14 protein-coding genes are annotated in these 13,635 nt (G+C 68.2%); 4 read left to right on the forward strand and 10 right to left on the reverse strand.

Annotation, left to right across the window (positions count from 1 at the left end; genetic code table 11):
- Nucleotides 1-44: 44 nt before the first annotated feature.
- Nucleotides 45-1,121, forward strand: coding sequence for a sn-glycerol-3-phosphate ABC transporter ATP-binding protein UgpC (ugpC, locus tag AB0I19_RS25595; RefSeq protein ID WP_357151846.1), 1,077 nt, complete (start codon nucleotides 45-47; stop codon nucleotides 1,119-1,121).
- A gap of 1 nt (nucleotide 1,122) precedes the next feature.
- Here the strand turns inward: ugpC and AB0I19_RS25600 are convergent, their stop codons facing one another.
- From AB0I19_RS25600 to AB0I19_RS25610, 3 genes are all read right to left on the reverse strand, one after another.
- Nucleotides 1,123-2,316, reverse strand: a complete 1,194-nt coding sequence (locus AB0I19_RS25600) for a Fic family protein (RefSeq protein ID WP_357151849.1) — start codon at nucleotides 2,314-2,316, stop codon at nucleotides 1,123-1,125.
- A gap of 121 nt (nucleotides 2,317-2,437) precedes the next feature.
- A complete protein-coding gene (locus tag AB0I19_RS25605; RefSeq protein ID WP_357151852.1) occupies nucleotides 2,438-3,190 on the reverse strand; it encodes an MBL fold metallo-hydrolase in 753 nt (250 codons plus the stop codon).
- Nucleotides 3,191-3,251: 61 nt separating this feature from the next.
- Complete coding sequence (locus AB0I19_RS25610; RefSeq protein WP_357151854.1) at nucleotides 3,252-5,267, reverse strand: M13-type metalloendopeptidase; 2,016 nt, start codon at nucleotides 5,265-5,267, stop codon at nucleotides 3,252-3,254.
- A gap of 151 nt (nucleotides 5,268-5,418) precedes the next feature.
- Between AB0I19_RS25610 and AB0I19_RS25615 the strand changes: the two genes are divergently transcribed.
- The gene (locus AB0I19_RS25615; RefSeq protein ID WP_357151857.1) at nucleotides 5,419-6,003 is read left to right on the forward strand and encodes a dihydrofolate reductase family protein; all 585 of its coding nucleotides are present in this window, start codon (nucleotides 5,419-5,421) and stop codon (nucleotides 6,001-6,003) included.
- A gap of 12 nt (nucleotides 6,004-6,015) precedes the next feature.
- Here the strand turns inward: AB0I19_RS25615 and AB0I19_RS25620 are convergent, their stop codons facing one another.
- The 3 genes from AB0I19_RS25620 to AB0I19_RS25630 form a co-directional block, all read right to left on the reverse strand.
- Nucleotides 6,016-7,059, reverse strand: coding sequence for an RNA polymerase subunit sigma-70 (locus AB0I19_RS25620; RefSeq protein WP_357151860.1), 1,044 nt, complete (start codon nucleotides 7,057-7,059; stop codon nucleotides 6,016-6,018).
- Between the two features lie 84 nt (nucleotides 7,060-7,143).
- The gene (locus AB0I19_RS25625) at nucleotides 7,144-7,509 is read right to left on the reverse strand and encodes a DUF397 domain-containing protein (protein ID WP_357151862.1); all 366 of its coding nucleotides are present in this window, start codon (nucleotides 7,507-7,509) and stop codon (nucleotides 7,144-7,146) included.
- A 10-nt stretch (nucleotides 7,510-7,519) separates the two neighbouring features.
- Complete coding sequence (locus AB0I19_RS25630) at nucleotides 7,520-8,371, reverse strand: helix-turn-helix transcriptional regulator (protein ID WP_357151865.1); 852 nt, start codon at nucleotides 8,369-8,371, stop codon at nucleotides 7,520-7,522.
- Between the two features lie 134 nt (nucleotides 8,372-8,505).
- On the opposite strand from AB0I19_RS25630, the gene AB0I19_RS25635 reads away from it, so the two are divergent.
- Complete coding sequence (locus AB0I19_RS25635; protein WP_220139377.1) at nucleotides 8,506-9,030, forward strand: hypothetical protein; 525 nt, start codon at nucleotides 8,506-8,508, stop codon at nucleotides 9,028-9,030.
- On the opposite strand, the gene AB0I19_RS25640 is transcribed toward AB0I19_RS25635, so the two are convergent.
- Nucleotides 9,027-9,800 carry a pirin family protein gene (locus AB0I19_RS25640; RefSeq protein WP_357151868.1) on the reverse strand — a complete coding sequence of 258 codons (774 nt, stop codon included), beginning with the start codon at nucleotides 9,798-9,800 and terminating at the stop codon, nucleotides 9,027-9,029. The two genes, AB0I19_RS25635 and AB0I19_RS25640, sit on opposite strands and share 4 nt — an antisense overlap.
- A gap of 167 nt (nucleotides 9,801-9,967) precedes the next feature.
- On the opposite strand from AB0I19_RS25640, the gene AB0I19_RS25645 reads away from it, so the two are divergent.
- Nucleotides 9,968-11,224 (forward strand): MFS transporter, encoded by a 1,257-nt coding sequence (locus AB0I19_RS25645; protein ID WP_357152032.1) that lies wholly within the window; start codon nucleotides 9,968-9,970, stop codon nucleotides 11,222-11,224.
- A gap of 25 nt (nucleotides 11,225-11,249) precedes the next feature.
- Here the strand turns inward: AB0I19_RS25645 and AB0I19_RS25650 are convergent, their stop codons facing one another.
- From AB0I19_RS25650 to AB0I19_RS25660, 3 genes are read right to left on the reverse strand one after another with little or no spacing between them, the layout of a single operon-like run.
- The gene (locus AB0I19_RS25650) at nucleotides 11,250-12,107 is read right to left on the reverse strand and encodes a biotin-dependent carboxyltransferase family protein (RefSeq protein WP_357151871.1); all 858 of its coding nucleotides are present in this window, start codon (nucleotides 12,105-12,107) and stop codon (nucleotides 11,250-11,252) included.
- 53 nt (nucleotides 12,108-12,160) lie between these two features.
- Complete coding sequence (locus AB0I19_RS25655) at nucleotides 12,161-12,844, reverse strand: allophanate hydrolase subunit 1 (protein ID WP_357151874.1); 684 nt, start codon at nucleotides 12,842-12,844, stop codon at nucleotides 12,161-12,163.
- Between the two features lie 14 nt (nucleotides 12,845-12,858).
- Nucleotides 12,859-13,614 (reverse strand): 5-oxoprolinase subunit PxpA, encoded by a 756-nt coding sequence (locus tag AB0I19_RS25660; RefSeq protein ID WP_357152035.1) that lies wholly within the window; start codon nucleotides 13,612-13,614, stop codon nucleotides 12,859-12,861.
- Between the last annotated feature and the right edge of the window lie 21 nt (nucleotides 13,615-13,635).

Here is a 13,635-nt window from a genome sequence, read left to right on the forward strand (position 1 = left end):
GGTCACCGCCGCGGGCCCGCTCGTCCGTTTTCGAGGAGAAGTCCATGGCGACAGTGCAGTTCGACGGTGTCACCCACCGCTACCCCGGCAGCGAGACCGCCGCGGTCGACGCACTCGATCTCGACATCGCCGACGGCGAATTCCTCGTGCTGGTCGGGCCGTCCGGATGCGGGAAGTCGACCAGCCTGCGGATGCTCGCCGGACTGGAATCGGTGGAGGACGGCACGATTCGCATCGGTGATCGTGATGTGACCGGACTGCCGCCCCGGGCACGGGATGTGGCGATGGTGTTCCAGAGTTACGCGCTGTACCCGAACATGACCGTCGCGCAGAACATGGGCTTCGCCCTGCGCAACGCGGGAATGTCGAAGTCCGAAACCTCGGTTCGGGTCCGCGAGGCGGCCGCCATGCTGGAACTCGAGCCGCTGCTCGACCGCAAACCGGCGAAACTGTCGGGCGGGCAACGGCAACGGGTGGCGATGGGCCGGGCGATCGTGCGCCGCCCACAGGTGTTCTGCATGGACGAACCCCTGTCCAACCTCGACGCGAAACTGCGGGTGAGCACCCGCTCGCAGATCGCCGCCCTGCAGCAGCGCCTCGGCACCACAACGGTGTATGTCACCCACGACCAGGTGGAGGCCATGACCATGGGCCACCGCGTCGCCGTACTGCGCGAAGGCACCCTGCAGCAGATCGCCGCACCGCGCGAACTCTACGACGACCCCGTGAACACCTTCGTCGCCGGTTTCATCGGTTCACCCGGCATGAACCTGCTCGAAGCGCCTGTGTCGGACGGTCATGCCGTCCTCGACGGCCTGCGAATCCCGCTGCCACGCAGCGTTTCCGGTCGACGCGTGATCCTCGGCATCCGCCCCGAATCCTGGGAAGTCACCACCGACCCCATCGGCATCACCGTCGTCGCCGAACTCCTCGAGGAACTCGGCGCCGAATCCTTCGTCTACACCCACGGCGCAGGCACCGACTGGTCGACCCGCGCAGGCAAAATCGTCGTCCGAGTAGACCGCCGCTTCCACACCACCCTCGGCGAAACCCTCCACCTCCGCCCCAAACCCGAAGAGATCTTCTACTTCGACGCCGAAACCGAACTCCGCCTCCGCTGACCTATTTCAGCCCGGCGGCGGTCCGCTTTCCGATCGTTGCCGAGAGAGCGTCGAGTTCGGCCAGAATGTCGGTTGCCGCCCATACTCGACCCCGCTTCGCTGCCGAAAGCACCTCGAGCACGCCCGCCTCGACCAGGCGATCCAGCGCTCGATAGGTGGCGGAGTCGGTCGTTCCGGCGATTCGCTGTGCCGTGTCGATATTGAGGATCGGGTGGTCGAGCAGTCCGGCGAGCAGCGCCTCGTCCGAAGATCCGGCCCTCGGCCGGGCCGAGGCGCGCCACTGCGCGGGCAAGTCCGCCAACGTCCGGGCGGATTCGATTGCAGCGTCGCTGGCGTGGACGGCCGCGAGCGCCACGTACTCGACGAATTCGTCGACGCGACCCGCGCGGTAGGCCATGAGTTGATCGAAGTAGCGTGCGGTGTTCGCCAGCATGACCGACGCCAACGGAACGGTGACCCGGCTGGTCAGGCCACGCCTGCGGAATATCGCGCTGATCAGCGCGCGCCCGATCCGTCCGTTGCCGTCGACGAACGGATGGATGGACTCGAACTGCGCGTGCGCGATCGCCGCCTGCGCCATGATCGGCAGGTCGGTTCGGGCGGTGAAAGTCAGCAGGTCGTCCATCAGCTCACCGACGAGCTCGGGCGGCGGCGGGACGAACAACGCGTGCAGTGGGGTGTAGTCGCTACCACCGATCCAGTTCTGCGCAGCGCGGAACCGGCCGGCCTCACGAGCGGCGTAATAGTCCGGAGCCATGAGCAGCCGATGTGCCGCAAGCAGATCCGAGGTCGTGACCGGGCCGCTGCTTGCCGCATCCACCATCGCGGCGAGTGCCTGGACGGCGGCGAGCTGCGATTTCGCTTCATCGCTCGCCTTCGCTCCGCCGACGGCCTTTCCGAAGGCCCGCCAGCCTGCGTCGATGTGTTCGATCTTCGACGACGCCACCGACTCACTGCGCAGCAGGAAGTCGGCGAGCGGAGCCATGTACTGGCCGAATCCCGCTTCGAGCCGCGCGACCGCGATCACGGCCGCTTCGCCCGCCGTCACCACCTGCGATGGCGGAACATAGTTCAGATCGGCGATGCGTGGGGGGACGGAGACCGTAATACGGTCCAGGAGGCGGTCGTCACGCGAACCCTGGCGTTGCCGCGGCGACCACGCGCGTTCTTCGAGGCGATGCGGTGGCCAGGTCATCGGCAGCTGCGATCGGAAAGTACAGCAGGCATCTGCTTACTATACTTTAGTTGCTATAAACGCGACTATCTCCGACCTTACTCGCGTTAGATGCACCGAAAAACGAGCATCTCCGGCAAGTTCATCGGAGGAGGGTGGTGGCGTGTTCGCGGGCTCGGATGACAGCTTCGGCGATGCCTTGGCGGAAGGGGAGGCCGTGGCCGGGGAGGACGAGGGGGGCGTCGAGGGGTTCGAGGGTGGTGAGGGCGTTCAGGGATTGGTCGGGGTTGTGGTGGAAGAACTTGGGGAGTAGTTGGGGGCCCTCGTGGGTGGAGGTGGGGTGGGCGGTGATGAGGGCGTCGCCGGTGGCTATGGCGCCCTGGGTGGGGAGGTGGAAGGCGGTGTGGCCGGAGGTGTGGCCGGGGGAGGAGATGGGGACGGGGTGGCCGGGGAGGTCGAGGGGGCCTTCGGTGGGGAAGGGCTGGATGTGGGGGACCGGGTTCTTGCGGAGGCCGCCCGCGGCGGTGATGCGCAGTGCCCAGGCCGCGGTGCTGGGGTCGGTGAGGCGTTTGATCACGTCGAGGGGAGTGGCGGACTCGTGGACCTCGCCTCGGGCGTGCGCTACCTCGGTGGGGCTGGTGTAGGCGGGGGTGTCGTAGTGGCGGTGCAGGTGGTTCAGGGCGCCGACGTGGTCGAGGTGGGCGTGGGTGAGCAGGACGGCGACGACGTCTTCGGGGCGGTGGCCGAGGGCACGGAGCGCCGATTCGATGATCTTCGCGTCGCCGTACCAGCCGGCGTCGATGAGGGTGAGGTCGCGGCCCTCACGCAGCAGGACCATGTTCACATCCGTGCCTCGGATGGTGAACACGTCGTCGGCTACTTGACGGTGGCGCATGAAAACCTCTCCCTGACAGTGGGTTTCGACCCTACCGGCTCAGCGGTAGGGCCGCGCCCGATCACCAGATGGTGACCCGCTCCTCCGGTGCCAGGTACAGCTTGTCCTCGGGAGTCACCTCGAAGGCCTCGTAGAAGCTGTCGATATTGCGCACCACCGCGTTGCAGCGGAACTCCGGCGGCGAATGCGGGTCGACGGCGAGGCGGCGGATCGCCTCCTCCTGCCGCGCCTTGGTCCGCCACACCTGCGCCCAGCCGTAGAACACCCGCTGCAGGCCGGTGAGGCCGTCGATGACCGGCGGCTCTTCCCCGTCGAGCGAAATCTTGTACGCGGCAAGGGCGATCGACAGACCACCGAGATCGCCGATGTTCTCGCCGATGGTGAACTCGCCGTTCACAGTGTGCTCGTCGGACAGGTCAGCGGGCGAGAGCACGTTGTACTGGTCGATCAGCGCCTTGGTCCGCTTGCCGAATTCGGCGCGGTCGTCGTCGGTCCACCAGTCCTGCATATTGCCGTCGCCGTCGTACTTCGCGCCCTGGTCGTCGAAGCCGTGCCCGATCTCGTGTCCGATCACCGCGCCGATCCCGCCGTAGTTGGCGGCGTCGTCGGCGTTCATGTCGAAGAACGGCGGCTGCAGGATGGCGGCCGGGAAGACGATCTCGTTCATGCCGGGGTTGTAGTAGGCGTTCACCGTCTGCGGGGTCATGAACCATTCGCCGCGATCCACAGGGCCACCGAGTTTGCCCAGGTCACGGTCGTGGTCGGCGGCGTAGCCACGGCGGTAGTTGCCGACGAGGTCGGTGGCGTCGATCTCGACCGCCGAGTAGTCGCGCCAGGTGTCGGGGTAGCCGATCTTGGGGGTGAACTTCTCCAGTTTGGTCAGTGCCGCGGCGCGGGTGTCGGGGCCCATCCATTCGAGTTCGGCGATATTGCGGCGGTAGGCCTCCTGCAGATTGGCGACCAGTTCCACCATCCGCGCCTTGGCCTCGGGCGGAAAGTGCCTGGCCACATATAGTTTGCCGACGGCCTCGCCGAGCAGTTCCTGGACCAGGCCGACGCCACGCTTCCAGCGTTCCCGGATCTCCTGTGCGCCGGTGAGAGTGCGGCCGTAGAAGTCGAAGTTCGCGGCGACGATCTCGTCGGTGAGGTACGGGGCGCGCGCGTGCAGCACCTGCCACGTGGCCCATGCCTGCCAATCCGCTTGCGGCACATCCGACCACGCGCGCGCGAAGGCACCGACGTAACCGGGCTGGCGGATCACGAGTTCGGCGAACAGCTCGGCGCCCGCACGGTCGACACCCTCGGCGACGGCGTCGGCCCAAGCAGCCCAGTCGAATTCGGGGTGGGCGGTGGCGAGCTCGTCGAAAGTGGTGAGGTTGTAGCTCTTTTCGGCATCGCGGCGGCGTACCACGTCCCAGTGGCCTGCCGCCAGAGTGCGCTCCAGCTCGAACACCCGGTTCGCGGCGTCGGCCGGATCGGTCGGCACGAGGCCGGCCAGGGCCGGGTCGGACGCGGCGAGGGTGAACATCTTGGTGATGTGGGCGCGGTAGGCGTCGCGGATCTCGGCGAACTCGTCGGACCGGTAGTACGACTCGTCGGGCAGGCCGATGCCCGACTGGGTGGCGTGCAGCAGGTAGCGGGTGGAGTCCTTGTCGTCGGTGTCGACGTAGTAGGCGAGCGCGCCGCGCACGCCGGTGCGCTGCAAGCGGCCGAGCAGTGCGGCGAACGCGCTCGCGTCGGCGACCGTGGCGACGGCGCGCAGTTCGTCGGCCACCGGGGTGAGCCCGGCGGCGGCGACCAGCTCGGTGTTCATGAAGCTCGAGTACAGGTCACCGATCTTGCGGGCGTCCGCGCTGTCGGCCGCGCCATCGGCGCACTCGGTGATGATGGTCTGCACATCGATCTCGGCCTGGTCGTACAACGTCCGGAACGCACCGTCCACCGCCCGGTCGGCCGGGATCTCGTAGTCGGCCAACCACCGCCCGTTGACATGCGCGAACAGATCGTCCTGCACCCGCACATCCTGATCACGGAAGGACAGGTCGATACCGGAGGGGCTGCTCAGATCCGAAGTCACGCGCTCCAGTATGCCGAAACATCATTGCGAACCGGGGGCGTGCCGGACGGCGCCGCACTGATCGACCGGCCGCTCACAGATCGCGCTCCGATCAGCTTTTCGCTCCGTGGCCGTCTGTACCTGGGACATCGACTCACAGGAGGCAGACGACATGCGGAAATTGATCTACGGGATGAATGTGACTCTGGACGGCTACACCGCCGCGCCCGGGGACGACCTCGGCTGGAGCGGGGGCGAGGGGCCGGATTCCTCATCGAGCGACGAACTGTTCCAGTGGTGGTCCGACCGGGTGGCGGCGACGGAGCTGTCGCTCTACGGGCGCAAGTTGTGGGAGGCGATGAGTTCACATTGGCCCACCGCCGACGAGCAGCCGGGCGCCACGCCGGCGGAGGCCGAGTTCGCCCGCCGCTGGCGGGACATGCCGAAGGTGGTGTTCTCCTCGACCATCGGCGCGGTCGACTGGAACACCCGCCTGGTCAGCGGCGATGCGGTCGGTGAGATCGGCCGGCTCAAGGCCGAGGGGGGCGGTCCGATGGATATCGGCGGTGCGACGCTCGCGGCGGCCGCCATGCGAGCCGGGCTGATCGATGAATACCTGCTGGTCACCCATCCGGTGCTGGTGGGCGGCGGTACACCGTTCTTCACCGCGCTGGACAGCTGGGTGAACCTGAAGTTCCTCGAAACGCGGACGTTTCCCGGCGGCGTGGTGCTGACCCGATACGAGACGAGGCGGTGAGCATCGATCGGTTCACGGTCGGCCTGCCCCTTCCCCGGCGCCTTGGACCCTGGCCTCGTCGACCGGCAGTGTCGTCGGCAGGCCCAGCCAGGGCTTGCCGGTGGCGTCGAATCCGGTGAGCTCGGCGATCTTCCCGCCGACGATGTGCAAGGCCGCCACGGCGAACAATCGGTACTCGGCGGCATCGGGGGTGCGTAGGTACAGCGCGGCGGCGGGCATGCGGTTGACCGTCGTGGCGATACCGCGCCAGTCGTCGTGGCCGGGCTGGAAGAGCCCGCCGGCGACCCAGCCGTCCACCGCGTCCTTCGCTGTCCTGGTGACGATGCCCGAGTCGGGCAGCATCACGAAACGCAGGTCCTCGCGCAGCAGGGCGATCAGTGCGTCGAGGTCGTTGCGCTGATGGGCGTCGATGTAGGACCGCACCACACCGCGCTCGTCGTTCGACAGTTCGTGGCGTGCGGGGAGTTGCCAGTCGAGGCGGCGGTCGGGTAGCTGCTCGCGTATCGTCCCGCGCGCTCGCTGCAAGCCACTGGTCACCGCGGCGACGGTGATCTCCAAGGCCTCGGCCACCTTCGACGCGGGCCAGCCGAGAACGTCGCGCAGGATGAACACCGCCCGTTGCCGCGGCGGCAGGTGCTGGACGGCGACGATGAACGCCAGCTCGATCGTCTCCCGCGCGACCGCCGATTCCTGCGGGTCCTCGGGCAGCATCCGGTCGGGGTAGGGCTGCAGGTGCGCTGCCTCGGAATCGGGCAGCTGCGAGGGTATGGGCGTGCGCTTGTCCAGGAAGTCGAGACAGGCGTTGGTCGCGATCCGGTACAACCAGGTGCGCAGAGCGGCGTTGCCCTTGAACGACTCCCGCTTGTGCCAGGCACGCAGGAATGTCTCCTGCGTCATGTCCTGCGCGTCGTCGTAGTTCGCGAGCATCCGATAGCAGTGCACCTGCAGCTCACGCCGGTGGCGCTCGGTGAGGGCCGCGAACCGCGCCGGATCGCCCGAGCGGACAACGTCGAGGAACGCGGCCTCGTCAGCGCTCAGCGGTCCGGCGTCGGTCATGTCGGTATTCCTTCCACCGGTGCGAGGGACATCAGAACTGACGACGCGGCGGAGGATTTCTGATCGGTGGCGGCCGGATCGGCCCTAGACGCAGGCGAATTCGTCGTCGCGGACGCCGGCGACGAAGGCGTCCCATTCGGCGGGGGTGAAGTGCAGGGCGGTTGATCCGTGGCGCAGGGTCGTGGCGCCGTCGGCCGCGTGCTGGGTGGTGAGGGAGGGGTGCGGGCGCTGGGCGAGCAGGCAGTCGAGGAACGTGGTCCACACGGAGGCGGGGACGGTGATGATGGGCTCGTCGAGGCCACGGTTCATCGGGTTGCGCCGGAATTTGCTGTCTCGTATCTGGACGGCGTCACCTTCGAAGCGAACCTCGACACATTGGTTACCGTTGTTGGAGCGCGACGAGGTGAACCAGCCGTGATCGGCCGGGCGGCGGCGAGCTGTGATCGACATAACACGAATCTTACACTCTCGCATAGTCGCTGATCAGGGCAAGGGATTCGGATCTCGGCATGGCCTGTTCCCTGGCACGCAGGAAGGCGTAGCCGAGATCGCGGACCTGTTCGGCGTCGTCGACGTGACCACCGAAAACAGCGCTCTCGGCCCACGCGAAGGTCGGTAGCTGGTCGCTTGCGAAGTCGAGTAGATGGAAGCTGGAACCGCCGAGCACCGCGCCCTCGGGTGCGCTGAACGGGATCACCCGGACGTCGACGGTGTCGAGTTCGCGCATCAGCTCCACCAGGTGACGCAGCTGCCCGCGCAACACTTCGGGGCCGCCGGTCTGCTGACGCAGCGTCGCCTCACCGAGCACGGCCGTGAGTTCCAGCGGTTCCGGTTCCCGCAGCCGCCGCTGGCGACGCAACCGGATTGCGACTAATTGGTCTACCTGTACTGGGCGGATCATCACGTCGGCACTGATGAGCGCCCGTGCGTACGCCTCCGTCTGCAGCAGGCCGGGCACGATCAGGCTGTCGTAGCTGCGGATGCTCTGCGCCCCCGCCTCCATGCCGTACAAACGCTGCAGTTCGGGGCCGATCAGCGCGGCGGAAGTGGACCACCAGCCGCGCTGTTTGCTGGCCTCGAGCAGCGCGAGCAATTCCCGGCGTTCGTCGGCGGGCACATCGAGTACATCGAGCACCGGTTCGATGGTCGTGCGTGTGAGGACCCGTCGGCCTTTTTCCACATGAGACCAGTTGGCGGGGGTGAAACCGACCCGCTTGGCAAAACCCGCGGAGTCGAAACCACGCTGTTCGCGCAGGTCACGCAGGCGCAGGACCAGTTCCCAGCGCGCGGCGGTAGGCGAAACGGGTGCCATGGGCGCTGATCGTACTCCGGGCGGACACACCTGCTACTGACTATTGTCAGCGTCGTTGTGTCGCATTAGGCTGTAGATAGCGGCAAATATCTAGCGAATGCAAGCTCCACACCGTCGACGGAGACGAGGTAGTGATGAGCCAGCGCACTGACAGCAAGGGCGGCTATGCCGCCGCCGAGGAATACTCGGAAACCCAGGACGCGCTCGCGCGCTGTCGTCACTATCGCAAGCACAACGGTCTGTATGCCGTGGTCGAAGCCACCTTCGGGCGCATCGTGCTCGAAATCGGGGCCGTCGGAGCCGTGGTGATGCCCTCGACGCTGGGCGAAAGAGTGCGCGGACAGCTGCTCAGCCGTGGTCAACGCTGCGGGCCGATCATCGGGCACCCCCGGTCCGGGCGCTGGACCTTCCTCACCGGGCCCACCGACAATTCCTACCTCGACACCGAACTGTTCGCCGAGATGTTCCGGGTGTGCGCATCGGTCGCCCTGCCCGGCAGCGACGTGGTGCTGCCCTCCCCGGCCGACGAACGCAGCGGCTACCGCATCTGGCTGCAACCACCCGACGGCGACTACCGTCCCGACTTCGCGCAGATCGTCGCCGCCACCCGCGCCAACGCCAGAACCACCGCCCTGGTGCGCGAACCCGGCTCGGCCTAACCGCCCAGCCGGGCGTGCATCTCCCAGACCAGCACCTCGGCGTCGCCGTGCGGACGAATCAGCTGACCACCCGAGCGGGTGAGCCGCACGGCGTCGCCCTGTGCCAAGGTGCCGACACCTTCCAGGTCCACCTCGCCGCGTGCGACGAAAACATGCAGGTAGGGGGCATCGGGCAGGGACACGGGGGCGCTGTCGGCGGTCAGCCGGGCCACGTGCATCGCCGCGTGCGAGGAATTGATCGAGATGGCGGTGCGGTCGCGGTAGCGCGGTAGGCCCGAGGCCACCGTCACCAGATCGCCGCGGGCGAGTTCGTCATCGATCTCGAGCTGCTGATAGCCCGGATCGACACCGGGTTCGTCGGGCACCACCCACATCTGCACGAAATGCACCGGCTCGTCGTGCTCGGGCAGCTTGCCGTCCAGGCGCCAGGAGTCGTTCTTCTCCGAGTGCAGGATGCCGGTGCCCGCGCTCATCCGCTGCGCAAGACCGGGATAGATCACACCGTTGTGGCCGAGCGAATCCTGATGCACCAGGCTGCCACCGAGCACCCAGGTGACGATCTCCATGTCGCGGTGCGGGTGGGTGTCGAAACCCTCGCCGGGCAGCACCACGTCCTCGTTGTTCACCAGCAGCAGGCCGTGATGGGTGTTGTCGGGGTCGTAGTGCTCGCCGAACGAGAACGAATGCTTCGAGTCGAGCCAGGAAATTCTGGTCTTCATCCGGTCACCGCCCCGATGCACCTCGATGCGCGGTGTCGTCGATGTGGACATGACCCTCCTCCTGCGCTGCACCCGTACCGCCACCTCAATTCTGGCACCACTATCCTCACGACGTGTCGACCCATCGCGCTGACGGCTCGAATCCGGCGGATGAGCGGCCGATCTCGCTGCGACATCTGCTGCGCGAAAGCCGCGGTGTGGTGCGGCGCAATCCACGGATGCCACGGTTGGCGCTGCTGCGCCTAGCCGCCCAATTCGGTGACGGCATGTTCCAGGCGGCGCTGTCGGGCGCCATCCTGTTCAACCCCGAACGCGAAACCGACCCCCTGGCCATCGCCGCCGGGTTCGCGGTACTGCTGCTGCCGTATTCGGTGCTCGGTCCCTACGCGGGCGCCCTCCTCGACCGGTGGGATCGGCGCAATGTGCTGCTGGTGGCGAGCATCGCGCGGGCGACGCTGATCGCGGCCGCCGCGTTGGCGCTGTTCGCCGGGGTGGGGGAGAGCGTGCTCCTGGTGCTCGCGCTGGCGACCGTCGGAATCAGCCGGTTCGTGCTTGCCGGGGTGTCGGCCGCACTGCCGAAGGTGCTCGAACAGCGCTGGCTGGTTCCGATGAACTCCGTGCTGGCCACGGTGGCCTCGGCGTGCGCGGGGGTCGGCGCGGCGGCGTCGGTGGCGGTGATCGCGGTGCTCGGGGCGGGGGATTCGGCCTCGGCCGTTGCGGTCGCGCTCAGCGGGGTCGGGTCGGTGGTCGGCGCGCTGCTGGCCATCGGTTTCGCACCGCACATCCTCGGGCCCGAAAAAGGTTCGGCGGGAGCGGAAAGTGCTGTCCGGGCGATCGCGACCGGATTGGCCACGGGTGCGCGGGCCGTCTGGCGATCGACGCAGGTGACGACGGCGATGATCGGCATCGGGGCGCATCGCATCGTGTTCGGGATGAACACGCTCATCATGGTGCTGGTACTGCGTCAGCCCGAGGGGCAGAGCGAAATGAGCGGCGGGCTGGTCGGATTCGGGGTCGCGATCGGTGCGGCCGCGGCGGGCATGCTGCTCGCCGCGATCCTCGCGCCCGTGCTGATTCCCCGGCTCGGCAGGCCGCGGACCGTGCTCGTCGGACTGGCGACGGCCGTCCTCGTGCAGCTCACCCTGGTGACACCGACCGCGCTCGCGTCCTCGGAAGCAGCCACCGACCACGCCCACCGGCTGCTGCTGATCGGCGCGTTCGGGCTCGGGCTCGCCGGGCAGACGATCAAGCTCACCGGCGACGCCAGCATGCAGATCGACATCGACGACGACCGGCGCGGGCAGGTCTTCGCCCTCCAGGACACGGTCTTCAACATGACCTTCGTGCTGGCCATCGCCGCGACCGCCCTGGTGATTCCGGCCGACGGTCGTTCGCTGCCGGTGGTGCTGGTCGGAGCCGGGGTGTACGCGCTCGGCATCGTCGCGATCGCGCTGAATTCACGGCGGGCACGCTGATCCGTCGAAGAGCGTCCGTGCGCGGTCAGTCGTCGGGTTCGAAGCGCAGGCGTTCACCCGGACGGAGTTGGGCGACGCGGTCGACGTCGGCGTCGAGCACGACCGCGACGACCGGGTAGCCGCCGGTGATCGGATGGTCGGCGAGGAAGACCACCGGCTGACCGCTCGGTGGCACCTGCACCGAGCCGAGGGCGACACCTTCGGCGGGCAGTTCGCGAGTGATCGAGCGGGTGAGCGGCGGCCCGGCGACCCGGTCGAGGCGGGCGCCCACGCGATCGGTCTCACTGCTCACCTGCCACGAGGCCCGGAACAGGGCGGTGGGGTCGGTGAACCAGTCTTCGCGCGGGCCGGGACGAGCCCGGACGACGAGCACCTCCGGCGGCACGGGGACCGGCGCGAACTCGACGGTCGGGAAGGTGCGCGGCGGGGGACCGACGGGCAGCTGCATGCCCGGGCGCAGCGGGTCGGGGCCGATCCCGGAGAGGGTGTCGCGGCTGCGGGAACCGAGAACCTTCGGCACGTCGATGCCGCCACGTACACCGATGTAGGTGCGTAATCCGGTGCCTGCCATGCCGAGGCGAAGGGTCTGGCCCGCCTCGAGCTCGAGAACGCTCGCATGGCCTACGGGTGTGCTGTCCACTGTGGCCGTCGCCGGTGCGCCGGTGACCGCGACGGTGACGTGCGCATCGGTGCGCACTACGAGCCCGCCGAGCAGTACCTCGATGCCCGCGTGGTCCTCCGGATTGCCGACCAGCCGGTTCGCCAGCCGCAACGAGGCGCGGTCGGCGGCGCCGGCCGGACCCACGCCGGAATCGAACCAGCCGGGTCTGCCCAGGTCCTGGATCGTCGCGAGCGGCCCCACCCGCTCGATGAAGATCACCATGCGATCTCTCCCCGATTATCTGTCGAGGCGGCGCACCGTTGAGCAGCCCTTGCCTATTGCGCGATGTCGACGAACCGCACCGCCGTTCCCGCCCGGATCAGTGCGGGTGGGTCGCGATCGACCGCCCACATGCGTAGATCGGTACTTCCGATCAGTTGCCATCCGCCCGGTGTGCCACGCGGATATACCGCCGAGTACCCACCGGCCAGTGCCACCGCACCCGGTGGGATGGCGGTGCGGGCCTGGGCCCGGCGCGGCACGGTGAGCCTGCCGTCGGGCGAGACGAGATATCCGAACCCGGGTGCGAAACCCACGAAGGCGCACTGCCAGACGGTACCGGTATGGGCCGCGATCACCTCGGCGACAGACAGGTCGAGCAGCCGGGCGACTTCGGGCAGGTCGACCCCGTCGTAGCGCACCGGTACCTCGACCACCTCCTCGGGGCGCTCCGGGTCGGACAGTGTTCCACGGGAAACATCGAGCGAATCCGGCTGTGCGGATTCGGAATCCAGGCGGTCGAGCAGCGCGAGCAATTCCCGGCGCACCTGCGTGCCGTAGTTCACCGAATGCAGGGTGACCAGCACGGTCTCCGCTGCGGGCAGCACGTCCTGGACACCGGCGATGGCATGCACCCGCAGCGCCGACGCCAGGCGCTGCACCGGTCGCGGATCGTCGAGGGTGATGAGCATGGCGCGGTCACCCGCGGGCCTGATCCGCGTGCTCCAGTCGGTCACCATCGCGCCTCCCACCCTCAACCGAATGGTTCGACAGGTACGCCTGCCTCGTCCAACGCCCCCCTGATGCGGCGCGCCATCTCCACGGCCGCGGGCGAGTCACCATGGACACACACACTGGCCACGGACACAGCGACCGCACCCGGACCGTCAACGGTACGCGCGGTCCCCGACAACGCAAGGGATACCGCCTGGGCGACGGCGTCGTCGGGCGTCAGCACCGCACCGGCAACCCCGCGCGGCGCCAACGTGCCGGTGGCGGTGTAGGCACGGTCGGCGAAACCCTCGCCGACGAAACGCACTTTCGCCCGGTTCGCGGCGTGTTCGAGTTCGGTTCCGGCCGGGCCGAGCAGGGCGAGACCGGTTTCGGCCTCGGCGACGGCGGTCGCGACCGCGTCGGCGAGCAGACGATCCCGAGCGGCCGCGTGATAGAGGGCGCCGTGCGGCTTCACGTACCGCACCCGTTCGCCCGCCGCGCGCGCGAACGCCGCGAGGGCGCCGATCTGGTACAGCACCTCGTCGCGCAGTTCGGCGGGCGCGATGGCGATATCGCGGCGGCCGAAGCCGACCAGATCGCGGTAACCGACGTGCGCGCCGATCCGCACACCCTTGGCCACGGCCAACTCGCAGGTGCGGCGCATGATCGTCGGGTCGCCCGCATGGAAACCGCACGCGATGTTGGCGCTGGTGACGATGTCGAGCATGGCGGCGTCCTCACCCATCCGCCACGGGCCGAAACCCTCGCCCAGATCACTGTTCAGGTCCAGCGGCATGCTGCCCTCCGGTTTGCGCGC

Source organism: Nocardia sp. NPDC050413, from assembly GCF_040655475.1.
GTDB classification, from domain to species: domain Bacteria; phylum Actinomycetota; class Actinomycetes; order Mycobacteriales; family Mycobacteriaceae; genus Nocardia; species Nocardia coubleae.

Excerpts from the sequence above, each read along its gene's own strand:
- ugpC (WP_357151846.1), top strand. The coding sequence starts at position 45 with ATGGCGACAGTGCAGTTCGACGGTGTCACCCACCGCTACCCCGGCAGC.
- AB0I19_RS25600 (WP_357151849.1), bottom strand. The coding sequence starts at position 2,316 with ATGACCTGGCCACCGCATCGCCTCGAAGAACGCGCGTGGTCGCCGCGG.
- AB0I19_RS25605 (WP_357151852.1), bottom strand. The coding sequence starts at position 3,190 with ATGCGCCACCGTCAAGTAGCCGACGACGTGTTCACCATCCGAGGCACG.
- AB0I19_RS25615 (WP_357151857.1), top strand. The coding sequence starts at position 5,419 with ATGCGGAAATTGATCTACGGGATGAATGTGACTCTGGACGGCTACACC.
- AB0I19_RS25620 (WP_357151860.1), bottom strand. The coding sequence starts at position 7,059 with ATGACCGACGCCGGACCGCTGAGCGCTGACGAGGCCGCGTTCCTCGAC.
- AB0I19_RS25625 (WP_357151862.1), bottom strand. The coding sequence starts at position 7,509 with ATGTCGATCACAGCTCGCCGCCGCCCGGCCGATCACGGCTGGTTCACC.
- AB0I19_RS25630 (WP_357151865.1), bottom strand. The coding sequence starts at position 8,371 with ATGGCACCCGTTTCGCCTACCGCCGCGCGCTGGGAACTGGTCCTGCGC.
- AB0I19_RS25635 (WP_220139377.1), top strand. The coding sequence starts at position 8,506 with ATGAGCCAGCGCACTGACAGCAAGGGCGGCTATGCCGCCGCCGAGGAA.
- AB0I19_RS25640 (WP_357151868.1), bottom strand. The coding sequence starts at position 9,800 with ATGTCCACATCGACGACACCGCGCATCGAGGTGCATCGGGGCGGTGAC.
- AB0I19_RS25645 (WP_357152032.1), top strand. The coding sequence starts at position 9,968 with ATGCCACGGTTGGCGCTGCTGCGCCTAGCCGCCCAATTCGGTGACGGC.
- AB0I19_RS25650 (WP_357151871.1), bottom strand. The coding sequence starts at position 12,107 with ATGGTGATCTTCATCGAGCGGGTGGGGCCGCTCGCGACGATCCAGGAC.
- AB0I19_RS25655 (WP_357151874.1), bottom strand. The coding sequence starts at position 12,844 with ATGGTGACCGACTGGAGCACGCGGATCAGGCCCGCGGGTGACCGCGCC.
- AB0I19_RS25660 (WP_357152035.1), bottom strand. The coding sequence starts at position 13,614 with ATGCCGCTGGACCTGAACAGTGATCTGGGCGAGGGTTTCGGCCCGTGG.